This is a genomic window from Paenibacillus sp. J2L1-98 (assembly GCF_056269405.1).
The window spans coordinates 393,280-405,797 of the sequence record NZ_JBWDNW010000001.1; the positions used below are offsets into that span (position 1 = coordinate 393,280).

Below are 12,518 nucleotides of genomic sequence, written 5' to 3' on the forward strand. Positions count from 1 at the left end.
TAACCCCCTCCTATTCGTCACGCAAATTGCGCCCGGTCATTTGCAGAAAGAGCGACTCGAGATTCGGCTCTACCCGCGTCAGCTTGCGGAGATTTATGCCGTGCTTCTGAATAATAAATAATAAATCCTGTAAAATGGAAGGCGATTCCTTCACCGATACTTCAAGCGTCATGCCGTTATCGCGCTCATCCAGCTTCTGCACGCCGGGATGCTCCTCCATCTCCGTTAGCGCAGTTCCCGATTTCCGGTCGATCTCGAAAATAAGCTTCTCTTCCTGCCCTACCTGACGCTTTAATTGTTCTTTCGTACCGCTTGCGATCAGCTTGCCTTGATCAAGAATACCGATTCTCGTACAAATCGCTTCAACCTCTTCCATGTAATGGCTTGTGTAAATAACGGTTGAGCCCAGTTTATTCAACGATCGTACCGATTCCAAAATATGATTCCTCGACTGCGGGTCGATCCCTACCGTAGGCTCATCCATGATAATCAGCTTTGGCCTGTGCATGATGGCGCATGCGATATTGAGACGTCTCTTCATGCCGCCCGAGAAGGTCGACGGTTTATCCTTGGCCCGCTCCAGCAATCCGACGAATTGCAGCGCTTCATCTACGCGGTCGCGGAGCAGCGGGCCTCTAAGGCCGTACAGCTTTGCAAAAAAGGTTACATTTTCCCGCGTCGTTAAATTTTCATAGATAGCCAGCTCCTGCGGCACTAAGCCGATCCGCTTCTTCACCTCTAGCGGCTGCTTCCGGATGGAGTAGCCATCAACCAATATGTCCCCGCCGCTAGGCGCAAGCAAGCCTGACAGCATATGGATTGTCGTGCTCTTGCCTGCGCCGTTTGGACCAAGCAAGCCGAAAACTTCTCCTTCGCCGATATTTAAAGTAAGATGGTTAACCGTTAATGCCGTATCGTATTTTTTGACGACTTCGCGAAATTTGACTAGACTCATCCTTGCTCATCCTCCCAGTTTGTTTCTGATAAACCAATTGTACGTCATGGCGGACACCGATACAGGTCTCATTAGTCACCTTCTGAAGGTGACTAAAGTCATCTCTTGCTTGAAGCGCTGACTGCAGCACAAAAGTTGGTTGAAAAGCTCTTTTCATTATCGTTCGTCCATGCAACATTGTGCTATAATGAAGCAAATTCAGCTGCGGGAGCTATTTTGACATGAATATCATGCTGTATCGGATTCGGGCTTTGCTGGTGGCGGTCCCTTCTATTATTAGCATCGTGAACGTAAACGCAGGCTCCTATGCCATCTACACGGCCTGTGTGCTGCTTGCCCTGCTCCTAATAAAAGCCGGCTCCTTGCTTCCCAAATACAGCAATCTCTTTCTGCTGGCGGAGTTGATCGGCTTCGCCTGGTTTTCCTATTCGTATGGCGGAGTCCTGTTTCTCTATCTGTTCTCCACGCTTCTTGCGACATTCCGCAGCAGGCCTGCTCCTATGGTCTGCCTCCTATGGTCCTCAATCGGACTCGCGGCTTTACTTTCCGGCTTGCATGGCAGAGACAATGAGATTATTTTTGCCGTCGCCGTGCTCTGGGCCACTACGGCGGCCATTCTTTATGCTTCCAATGAATTCGAGGATAAGCGCCACCAGATAGAACACTTATATGAAGCGCTGGCCGCCAGCCATGTGGAGCTCGACGCGGCGAGACGCAGAATGCAGGATTATGCCTCGCAGGTTGAGTATAATGCGCAAATCGAAGAGCGGAACCGCATCGCCAAAGATATTCATGATGATCTGGGACATAGGCTGATTCGTGTTAAGATGATGTCCGAAGCCGCTCTTCATTTGTTCGATGCGGATGCGTCAAAGGCAAGGAGAACGGTTGAGCAAATACGCGATCAGCTGCAGGACAGCATGGAGCTGATGCGCCGCACGGTGCGAAGGCTTGCAGCTGATGGCGAGAAGGACGCCAGACGATATGCGCTTGATCGGCTCGTGGAAGAATCAGCAGCAGCATTAGGAATAACCGTTAGCTTCCGGATAACAGGGAACCCGAGGCCGCTTTACCCAAGTATGGAGCTTATCTTATTCAAAAATGCGCAAGAAGCGATTACAAATGCCGTTCGGCACGGTAAGGCGACAGCCGTTACGGTTGATCTCGAATTCCTTGCCGCTAGCGTCGCGCTTACGATAGCTAATAACGGCAGTCTGCCAAGCGAGCCCCTTGAGGCAGGTCTTGGCATGAAGGGCATGAAAGAAAGAATCGCACTGATCGGGGGCCGGCTGGAGTGGCAGAAATCCGACCGGTTCTCGGTTACGACGACGCTGCCGCTGCTTGGCGGTTAACGATGATACAATACTGCGCGCTTAGAACTGGGGGTATTCGGGCTGATGATTCAAGTGCTGATAGTGGATGATGATCCTTTTATTCGAGAGAGCATGAACGTCATTTTGGAGCTGGATAACGATTTGCATGTCGCCGGAGTTTGTGCCAATGGGCATGAAGCAGAAGCTTTTGTCCGTCAGCATCCCGTCGATGTTGTGCTTATGGATATTCGCATGCCTGTCTGTGACGGCGTGGAGGGCACGAAGCTGCTGCGCGCGCTCGCCCCCCCTCCTTCCGTCCTCCTCTTAACGACCTTCGATGATGATGAGTATATCGCACAAGCGATCCGTAACGGAGCGAACGGCTATTTACTCAAAAACGTTCCTCCCAGCCGTATTATCAGCGGCATAAAGACGGTGCATGAGGGCTCTGTGCTCATTCACCCCGATATTGCCCGCAAGCTGGCCGGGATGTTAGAAACGCCTCGCGCCGCAACTGTCAAACCGGTAACGATTACCGGTCTTACGCAAGCAGAGGGGCAAATCGTCCGTCTGATCGCGGACGGCCAATCGAACAAGGAAATTGCCGCCGCTATGTTTTTAAGCGAAGGCACGGTCAAAAATTATATATCTGAAATATTAAATAAGCTTGAACTGCGAGACCGAACTCAAATCGCAATCTTTTATTTGAAATTATTGCACCAATGATTCTTTTATTGAAGGAGACGAATACGATGACAACACAGACTGCCTCCCTGGCAGGCTTCACGCAAGCCGACTTCGATGTTTTTGGGATCCAAGGGCTAGAAGAGAGAATGGCTGCCATTCAAAATCAAATTCAGCCAAAATTTCGCGCAATCGGCGAGCGGCTGAGCGTCGACGCAGCTGTTCATGCCGGCAATGAAATGTATTTGCATGTAGCCAGACATGCCCGCCGCAAAGTAAACCCGCCAAAGGATACTTGGCTAGCCATTTGCAGCAATAAACGCGGCTACAAAGCACATCCGCATTTTCAGCTTGGATTGTTTGATGACCACTTATTTCTATGGCTGGCGCTTATTTATGAGGTGCCGAACAAATCCAATATAGCAACGGCTTTCCTGAACCAAATCGACGATGTGATTTCAACCGTTCCAAAAGACTTTGTCCTTTCACTGGATCATATGAAGAAAGAGTCCATGGCGGTCAGCGGCATGTCGAAGCAGGATTGGAAAGACGCGCTCACTCGTTTCCGGGACGTTCAGAAGGCGGAGCTGCTAATCGGCCGCCATGTGCAGGCGGGTGATGCCATCCTCCGCGACGGCGATGCGCTGCTCGCGCTGGCTTCCTCTACTTACGAGACGCTCATGCCGCTTTACCGTATGGCAAGCGTATAAGTAAACAAAAAGGCTGTACCCCAGGGTCAATATAGACCTCTGAGGTACAGCCTTTTACTATATTAATTTTGCAGCGATGGTGCGGCTTCCGTTAGCACGGATGCAGCTTTAGCGCGCCTCTGCTTGCGTGAGGTGCGGAAGAATAACAATTCGTACACGCACGGAACGATGATCAGCGTAAGCAGCGTTGCCGCGGTCAAGCCTCCAATGACGACGATAGCCAAACTTTGCGAAACGATGCTCCCAGATTCATGCGAGCCGAACACAAGCGGCAGCATCGCGGAAATCGTCGCAACCGCCGTCATCACGATCGGACGCATCCGCGTCGTGGCCGCTTCGATCAGTGCTTCGCGAATCGGCATCGTCAGCTCATTTTGCTTAACGCGGTCTATCAATACGATAGCATTCGTAACAACAATTCCAATCAGCATCAGCGCTCCGAACATGGCCGTGAAATCAGGCGTCACACCGGATATGAGCAAGCCCGTTACTGCTCCAATAGCGGCAAGCGGCAATGAAATCATAATTGCTAGCGGCGCCCGGAGCGTCTTAAACGTTAACACCATAATGAGATATACGATTCCGATGGAAATAAGCGCAGTTAAACCCAAATCCGCAAAATCACTCGATTGATCGGCTGATGCTCCGCCCACCGCAAGGGTTACGCCCTCCGGCAGCTTAAGCTCCTTCGTTGCTTTGGTAATTTTATCGCCGACGACTGAAAGCTCTTTAGGCTCAGCGTTAGCTGTTACGCGGATATACGTTTTTCCTTCTTTATGATAGTAAAGGGAAGGCTCCTCGGAGCGAACCAACTCGGCTACTTGAGATATAGGAGCGGCGCCTGCATCTGTCATCACCATTAACTGCTCCAGCTCTGCCTGCGAATCGGGGTTCACGACCGGCTGCAATATTACCGGCGTATCGCTTTCCTCTATGCGAATCGATCCGATCGGAACCGGATTAAGCATGCTTTGCAGTTGCATCGCTACCTCCTGTCCTTTCGCAAGCGTAGGATCAATTTTAAAGGAGTAAACCGGCTTTTTCTCCTCCTGATTGCTTTCTACCTTTTGCACGCCTTCAATCGGCTTAATGGCTGCAATCAGCTGCTCAGCGGTTTGAGCAAGCTTCTCCTGGTCGTCGCCGGTCACGTCGATAAAAATTTGCGACGATCCGCCGCCCATCATTAAGTTGGATGCATTTGCCGTCAAGGTTGCACCTTTATAGTTATCCTTCTGCGACCTTACATTGTCCATAAACAAATCTGCGTCGGCGCCATCCTTCATGTCAATCATATACGTCACGAGAGTAGGCGATGAAACTGCTCCGTATTGGGCTGCATCGGCGCTGTTGCCGAGCATCATCATTACCCACTCGATGTCTTTGTTGGCGGTCAAATAGGCTTCGAGCTTCTTCCCTGCTTCCAGCACTTCATCTGCCGGCGTTTCGCTCGGATATTGCAGCGATACGTTAACGTTCTCGGCGCTGGAGGAGTCAAGCGCTCCCTTCGGCATGAACACATAAGCGCTAATCGAGCCTGCGAACAGAACGATCGCAATAATAATCGGCACCAGCTTGTGCGCAAGGTTCCAGCGGATGAAAGCAGCGAATTTGGACGATCCGGCATGCTCCTTCTCCTTCGTTCCGCGCAGCAAGACGGCGCTTAGAAGCGGTACGACAGTCAACGCAACGAGTAAGGAAGCAAGCAGCGAGTAAGCGACCGTTAGCGCAAATGGCAGCAGGAATGCTTGCAGCGAGCCGCGCAGCAGTCCCATCGGTAAAAATACCGCAACCGTTACGAGTGTTGACGAGGTAATCGCGGAAGCAACCTCCTTCGTCGCATCCTTTATAAGCTTGATGGAGAATGACTCCTTTTGCAGCCTTCTATAGATATTCTCAATGACGACGATACTATCGTCGACGAGACGGCCAACCGCTACCGCAACGCCTCCAAGCGTAATGATGTTAAGCGAAACGCCCGAGAGCTGAAGCAAATACAGCGTAATGCCAAGCGACAGTGGAATCGAAACGATCGTCACAATTGTTGCTTTAATATTGCGCATGAACAATAATATAACGATTGTTGCGAACAAGGCGCCAAGCAATACTTCACGCATCATACTGTTAACGGACGAGACGACTGAATCGGATGTGCTCAAAATAATGGATGCATGGATGCCCTCTACGTCTTCGTTTAATCGTTCAACCGTTTTCTCAATGCCCTTTCCTACAGTAACGGCATTCGCATCGGCAGATTTAGAGATCGTGAACATAATCGCATCTTTGCCGTTCATGCGGCTAATGCTCTCTTGATCCTTCGCGAGCTCAACGGTTGCCACATCTCCCAGCTTGACGCCCGCAGCGACTGGAAGCTTGCGCAGCGTTTCTAGATCCGTCACTTGATCATATACATTAATATTGCCGGCAGCTCCGTCCACAGTGCGTTCCCCGATCGAGACAGATACCCCTCTTCCCTGCAGCACGCCCATTAGCGATTGCACCGGAATGCCCGCTTCAGCCAGCTTATCCGTAAGCGGAACAACACTAACCGTTGGCGACGACTTGCCGCTAATGCTGACCTGGCCAGCACCCTCCGTCTTCTGAAGCTCAGTCGTAAACGCCTTAAGCTTCGCTTCCTTTTCCTGTTCGCTCATGCTCTCATCAAATGTTAAAGTTACCCAAGCGATAGGAATCATCGATGTATTAAATTGTACGACGAACGGCTTCATTACATTTGCAGGCAGCTTCACCTGATCTACCGCCCGCTCGATTTCCGCCTTCGCTTCTTTCATATTAGTCTTCGAGTCAAAATTCAAATTGACCTGTGCATAACCGTCGCCGGAAGTCGAGAACATATCCGTCTTCCCTTTCACGAACGTTACTGCTTCCTCCAAAGGGTTCGTGACCAGCTGCTCCATGGACTTCGCGTCATTCCCCGGACCGATAGCGGTAATCATGACCTGCGGATTGTCGGCTGCAGGCAGAAACTCCATCGGCAGTCTAAAGTAGCTGATAACTCCCATCACCAATGCCATAACGACGATCAGTATCATGGCCGCCTTATTTCGGAACGACCATTCTGTCCATTTACTCATTTGTTTCCGACTCCTTCTCCCTTTACGGATTTCATTAGTTTTGTCTTTTCTAATCATAGTTGGATAGAAGCATTAGCAAAAACGTCCAGAGTAGGGAATTGATTCTCGCCCTAAGTCGGATATCGGCTACATCTGCAGACCGAGGAACGAATCCGAAATAATGAGTAAGTACTCACTTCACAAACCGCTCAATTTCCCGTATTATAAAGTGAGTACTTACTCATTATGAGTTCGAGGAGCGTGATTAAGATGATTTCCACACCAAATGAGTCATTCGGTTCTGCCGCCGCTGTAGAGGTGAAAGGAATTGCCCGTACGTTAGGCGGTCGTGCCGTGCTTGAAAATATAACGCTTTCCATTCCGCGAGGTGAACTTTTTGGATTGCTGGGTCCCTCCGGTTCAGGCAAAACGACGCTGATCAAGCTGATGACCGGTATTGACCGTGCCGATGCAGGCACGGTCAGCATGCTTGGAGAACCGATACCCCAGCTGAAAATGCTGAAAGCCTTCGGTTACATGGCGCAATCGGATGCGCTCTATAACGAATTGACAGGCAAACAAAATTTAGCGTTTTTTGGAGCTATGTTCGGTTTAAAAGGCGCCGTGCTTCAAGCCCGGATTCAGGCCGTTTCCAAGCTGGTCGCCTTAACGGATCATTTAAATAAGCCGGCAGCTGCCTATTCGGGAGGCATGAAGCGCCGGCTCTCGCTTGCGATAGCCCTGCTTCATGAGCCGCAGCTGCTCGTACTGGACGAACCGACAGTAGGCATAGACCCCGTCCTGCGTCAATCGATTTGGCAAGAGCTATCCGCGCTAAGCAAGCAGGGCGTGACCATAATCGTAACGACGCATGTGATGGATGAGGCGGAAAAATGCGATCGGCTTGGCCTGATAAGAGGCGGGAAGCTCATTGCGCTCGATGCGCCACAAGCTATTATCGCGCAGGCTGGCTGCAGTACCATTGAGGAAGCGTTCATTGCACTTGGACGCGATGGAGGCGATGAATCATGAGAATACGCGCGCTTGCCATTCGGATTGTGAAACAATTTCTCCGGGATAAACGGACGCTTGCTTTATTATTTCTTGCTCCGCTCCTCGTCTTAAGCTTGATGAAACTCGTATTTGACGGGCAAGCCGTCTCCCCCGCTATAGGCATGGTCAGTCTTCCTGCTGCCATAACGGAGAAATTCGAACAGCAAAATGCCGATGTTATCGTCTACAACTCAGCAGACGATGCTCTAGCAGCTCTGCAAGCAGGCGAGCTCGACGCCATCCTGCAATTACAAGGCGGCACGCCTGAGCTTATGCTTGAGGGCAGCGACCCTTCCATTAACAGAGCCGTACTGCTGCTATTGCAAAATGCACTGCAAACGAGCGGAGGAAGCGCCGCTCCCGCCATTTCATATTTGCATGGCGGGCCGGACATGGCTGCCTTCGATTCTTTTGGACCGGTGCTTATCGGTTTCTTCTCGTTCTTCTTCGTCTTCCTGCTTGCCGGTGTGTCCTTCCTGCGGGAGAGAACAAGCGGAACCTTAGAGCGATTGCTAGCGACGCCGATTCGGCGCAGTGAAATCGTAGCCGGTTATTTAGCCGGATTCGGCATTTTCACCCTGCTGCAAGCCTCTTTGATCGCCTGGTATTCGGTAGATGTGCTCGGCTTGTATATGGCTGGAAACATTGGTTATATGCTGATCATTAATTTGCTGTTATCGTTAACGGCATTGACGCTCGGAACACTGCTGTCTTCCTTTGCAAGCAGCGAATTTCAAATCATTCAATTCATCCCGATCGTCATCGTGCCGCAAGCCTTTTTCTCGGGACTGTTTAATTTGGATGCCATGAATCCTTGGCTGCAAAAGCTAAGCCTCGTTATGCCTCTCTATTATGGCGCCGACGCGATGAAAGGCATAATGATCCGGGGCGAGAGCTGGGGGGATTTTCAAGTGGATATTTACGTGTTAGCCGGCTTCTCCTTACTGTTCGCACTCTTGAATGTGCTGGCGCTGAAGAAGCACCGCCGTATGTAGAAGCGAAATGCTTCTGATATAATAGTAGGAACGGGTATGAGCGAAGGAGTGTCTTAGATGCAAGAACCAGTAGAACAATGGCTGCAGGAGCTGTTGAAGCTAGATGATGAAGAAATAAAGATGACCGATAAGCAATTAAAAATCGTGCAGGCTGCCTCGGAGGTTTTCGCCCAAAAGGGCTTTGCCGCATCTTCGACGAGTGAAATCGCACAGCGGGCCGGCGTTGCTGAAGGAACCATTTTCCGCCACTACAAAACGAAAAAGGATTTGCTGCTTTCGATCGTAGCGCCCGTCATGGCTAAGCTTGTGGCTCCTTTCGTACTCCGAGACTTTTACAAGGTGCTCGATAGCAGCTTTGACAGCTTCGATCAGATGCTGCGGGCCATTATTGAGAATCGGATCGCTTTCCTAGAGAGGCATATGCAGGTATTCAAAATATTTATCCAGGAGATCCCTTTCCATCCCGACCTTCAGGAGCAATTCCAGAAGCTGATCCTGGCGAAGGTGCTGGAAAAATTCAGCATCAACATTCAAAAGTTTCAGCAGCAGGGCGCAATCGTCGATTGGTCGCCCCATACCGTCATTCGATTGGCCGCATCCTCACTCATGGGCTATGTGCTTTTTCGTACCTTCTCGGCAAATCGTACAGATAGCAGCTGGAATGATGAGAAGGAACGGGAGGCGACCATCACTTTTATTTTGAAAGGTCTTGCTCCTTAAGCTCCCAAACAAAAACAAGCCGGTTGTTCATCCTACGATGAACAGCCGGCTTGTTTTCTGTTTATTTTGCAGTATCCACTGCGGCCTCTTGGAAGCTCAACTTGTCCAATTGACGGAAGCGGAGCAGCAGGAGCAGCGCCGCCAAGCACAATATACCGCCAAGCAAGTAAGGAAGGCCCATTTCAATGGTAAAGAAGAAAGAGCCGAGCAGCGGACCCGCTATGCGCCCTAAGCTGTCCATGGACGAGCTAAGACCGGATGCCACGCCTTGTCCGACCTTCGTCTTCTGCGTGATGAGCGAAGTAACGCATGGCCTGATCAAAGAGTTGCCGATTCCGAACACGGCAAGCGACAAGGTTGCCCACCATAGGGAGTGCGCGGCCAATAGGAGAAAAAAGCCAAGCGCTGAAATAATGAGCCCGATGCCAATATATTTCGGCTCCTCTCCTTTCTTAATCCGCCGTCGTACGACTCCGCCTTGCACGAGCGCCCCGACAAACCCGCATACAAAAAACAAAATGCCGACCTGCAGCGGAGTCACATCAAACCTTCGCATACCGAAAAATTGCAAGGTGGCTTCCATTCCCGCGAGCGTGAACGTTACGAAAAACGCCAGCACGTACAAATATTTAAGCGGTCCTGTAAAAGCAGCCCATCGCGAAACCCGCTTCTCCGCCTTGTCCTTCCGCTGCTCCGGCGCAAGCGATTCCTTCAGCTTCGCTGCAGCGAGTACGAACGTTATTAACGCCAAGGCTGATGCCGTGAAAAAAGGCGTTTCAAGCGAAATCACGCTCAGCAGTCCGCCAAAGCCAGGCCCGATCGTAAAACCAAGGCCGATTGACATGCCGACGAGCCCCATCCCTTTCGTTCTCTCCTCCGGAGGCGTTATGTCTGCTACATACGCCACGATAACGGAAGCGACCGCACCCGAGAACAAACCGCCCAGCACCCGGGACAAGTACATGAGCGTCAAATTGCCTGAGGACAAGCCGAACAGCAAAAAACTCGCCGCAAATCCAAGAACGCCTACTAAAATAATCGGACGTCTGCCCATTCGATCGGACAAGCTTCCCCAGAACGGCGATAGGAAAAACGAAACGGCGGAATAAATGGCCAGCATCCGGCCAGTATGTAATTCCGCTTTATTCGGATCCGCGGCTTGAATAATTTCCGGCATAACCGGAATGATAATGCCGAACCCAATAAATGTTGTCATTAAAATAGCCATAACGATAAGCATGCGTCTATCTTTCATCCTGCAACCCCTCCACCAACCTATGTTACCATATCCGTCAAACCAGCATGTATGAACAATTGACGAACAAATTGACCATCCCTGCCCCTATCCCAAAAATGGAGCTTGCATTCCCCCCTGTATTTGCTATACTCAACTTTGTTTGTAACCTCTAATGAAAGGCAGGGATGATAGCGATGGATCACAATAAAACCCCGCTCTTCACCGCGCTTCGCCGCCATGCGGAGCAGGATCCCGTACAGTTTCATATTCCCGGACATAAAAAAGGATTGGGCAGCGACTCGGAATTTCGCGAATTTATCGGCGACAATGCGTTGTCGATCGATCTAATCAATATAGCACCGCTTGATGACCTGCATCAGCCGACAGGCGTTATTGAGGAAGCGCAACAGCTAGCGGCTGACGCCTTCGGATCGGACTACACTTATTTCTCCGTGCAAGGAACAAGCGGCGCGATTATGACGATGATTTTAACAGTATGCGCGCCCGGAGACAAAATCATTGTGCCTCGTAACGTTCACAAATCCATTATGGCCGCTATTATTTTCGCAGGCGCCAGACCGGTATTCATTTCGCCTGCAAGGGACAATAATCTCGGAATCGACCACGGCATCACGACACGCTCCGTCCGCAAGGCGCTGGAGCGGCATCCGGATGCCAAAGCGGTGCTTGTTATCAACCCGACTTACTTCGGCATTTGTGCCAACCTTAAAGAGATTGTCGATCTTGTACATAGCTTCGACATCCCTGTGCTCGTCGACGAAGCGCACGGCGTGCTCATCCATTTCCACGAGAAGCTGCCTATGTCTGCTATGCAAGCTGGCGCAGATATGGCAGCTACGAGCGTTCATAAGCTTGGCGGCTCTATGACGCAAAGCTCGGTGCTCAATGTTCGCAAGGGCAGAGTTAACCCGCACCGCATCCAAACAGTTATAAGTATGCTGACGACAACGTCGACTTCTTATATTTTGCTTGGCTCGCTTGATACGTCGAGACGCAATCTCGCATTGAACGGACATGCTCTCGCTGAACACGCAATTGAGCTGGCCCAGTACGCCCGTCAGCAAATCAATGAGATACCGGGCCTGTATTGCTTCGGAGAAGATATTCTCGGTGATGAAGCTACTTATGATTACGACCCGACCAAAATATCTATTCATGTAAGGCATCTTGGCATTACCGGTTATGAAACGGAAAATTGGCTGCGCGATAACTATAATGTGGAAATCGAAATGAGCGACATGTATAACATTCTTTGCTTAGTTACGCCTGGAGATACCTCTGATTCCGTGTCAAAATTGCTAATTTCGCTGCGGGGCTTGTCAGAACGGTTTCACGAGGGTGCTGAAGCACGTGAATTAGTCGTCAAAATTCCGGACATTCCGCAGCTATCTCTATCGCCGCGCGATGCTTTCTACGGTCAGACGGAAGTCGTCCCGTTCAAGGAGTCTGCAGGACGGATCATTGCGGAATTTATTTATGTATATCCGCCGGGCATTCCGATACTGCTGCCCGGCGAAGTTATTACCCAAAAAAATATCGACTATATCGTCGATCATGTCCAAGTCGGCTTGCCGGTCAAAGGACCTGAGGATCGCAGCATCGAATTTGTCAAAGTTATCGTGGAAGAAACGGCAATTTCATAATTGAAGCACGAACACCGACCCAAAGGTTTTAAAATGCCTAAGGGTCGGTGTTTTTATATGCCGATTTACCCGTAGTACCACTTATTGTCAACCCATTTCGTGCATGCTATGATGTT

10 protein-coding genes are annotated in these 12,518 nt (G+C 50.5%); 7 read left to right on the plus strand and 3 right to left on the minus strand.

Annotated elements, in window-relative coordinates:
* Nucleotides 1–10 precede the first annotated feature (10 nt).
* A complete protein-coding gene (locus AC0YNZ_RS01890; protein ID WP_475825016.1) occupies nucleotides 11–955 on the minus strand; it encodes an ABC transporter ATP-binding protein in 945 nt (314 codons plus the stop codon).
* A gap of 221 nt (nucleotides 956–1,176) precedes the next feature.
* On the opposite strand from AC0YNZ_RS01890, the gene AC0YNZ_RS01895 reads away from it, so the two are divergent.
* Genes AC0YNZ_RS01895 through AC0YNZ_RS01905 form a run of 3 tightly spaced genes read left to right on the plus strand, consistent with a single transcriptional unit; the run spans nucleotide 1,177 to nucleotide 3,662 of the window.
* Nucleotides 1,177–2,307: a sensor histidine kinase gene (locus tag AC0YNZ_RS01895; RefSeq protein WP_475825017.1), complete on the plus strand. Its 1,131-nt coding sequence runs from the start codon at nucleotides 1,177–1,179 to the stop codon at nucleotides 2,305–2,307.
* Nucleotides 2,308–2,352: 45 nt separating this feature from the next.
* Nucleotides 2,353–2,994, plus strand: a complete 642-nt coding sequence (locus AC0YNZ_RS01900; RefSeq protein WP_475825018.1) for a response regulator transcription factor — start codon at nucleotides 2,353–2,355, stop codon at nucleotides 2,992–2,994.
* Nucleotides 2,995–3,020: 26 nt separating this feature from the next.
* Nucleotides 3,021–3,662: a DUF1054 domain-containing protein gene (locus tag AC0YNZ_RS01905; RefSeq protein ID WP_475825019.1), complete on the plus strand. Its 642-nt coding sequence runs from the start codon at nucleotides 3,021–3,023 to the stop codon at nucleotides 3,660–3,662.
* 62 nt (nucleotides 3,663–3,724) lie between these two features.
* Here the strand turns inward: AC0YNZ_RS01905 and AC0YNZ_RS01910 are convergent, their stop codons facing one another.
* Nucleotides 3,725–6,754 (minus strand): efflux RND transporter permease subunit, encoded by a 3,030-nt coding sequence (locus AC0YNZ_RS01910; RefSeq protein WP_475825020.1) that lies wholly within the window; start codon nucleotides 6,752–6,754, stop codon nucleotides 3,725–3,727.
* Nucleotides 6,755–7,003: 249 nt separating this feature from the next.
* Between AC0YNZ_RS01910 and AC0YNZ_RS01915 the strand changes: the two genes are divergently transcribed.
* From AC0YNZ_RS01915 to AC0YNZ_RS01925, 3 genes are read left to right on the plus strand one after another with little or no spacing between them, the layout of a single operon-like run.
* Nucleotides 7,004–7,765, plus strand: coding sequence for an ABC transporter ATP-binding protein (locus AC0YNZ_RS01915; RefSeq protein WP_475825021.1), 762 nt, complete (start codon nucleotides 7,004–7,006; stop codon nucleotides 7,763–7,765).
* Nucleotides 7,762–8,781 (plus strand): ABC transporter permease, encoded by a 1,020-nt coding sequence (locus AC0YNZ_RS01920; protein ID WP_475825022.1) that lies wholly within the window; start codon nucleotides 7,762–7,764, stop codon nucleotides 8,779–8,781. Before AC0YNZ_RS01915 ends, AC0YNZ_RS01920 begins: the two co-directional genes overlap by 4 nt.
* 57 nt (nucleotides 8,782–8,838) lie before the next feature.
* The gene (locus AC0YNZ_RS01925) at nucleotides 8,839–9,501 is read left to right on the plus strand and encodes a TetR/AcrR family transcriptional regulator (RefSeq protein ID WP_475825023.1); all 663 of its coding nucleotides are present in this window, start codon (nucleotides 8,839–8,841) and stop codon (nucleotides 9,499–9,501) included.
* 61 nt (nucleotides 9,502–9,562) lie between these two features.
* On the opposite strand, the gene AC0YNZ_RS01930 is transcribed toward AC0YNZ_RS01925, so the two are convergent.
* A complete protein-coding gene (locus tag AC0YNZ_RS01930; protein WP_475825024.1) occupies nucleotides 9,563–10,756 on the minus strand; it encodes an MFS transporter in 1,194 nt (397 codons plus the stop codon).
* 176 nt (nucleotides 10,757–10,932) lie between these two features.
* Between AC0YNZ_RS01930 and AC0YNZ_RS01935 the strand changes: the two genes are divergently transcribed.
* Nucleotides 10,933–12,402, plus strand: coding sequence for an aminotransferase class I/II-fold pyridoxal phosphate-dependent enzyme (locus AC0YNZ_RS01935; RefSeq protein ID WP_475825025.1), 1,470 nt, complete (start codon nucleotides 10,933–10,935; stop codon nucleotides 12,400–12,402).
* Nucleotides 12,403–12,518: the final 116 nt, after the last annotated feature.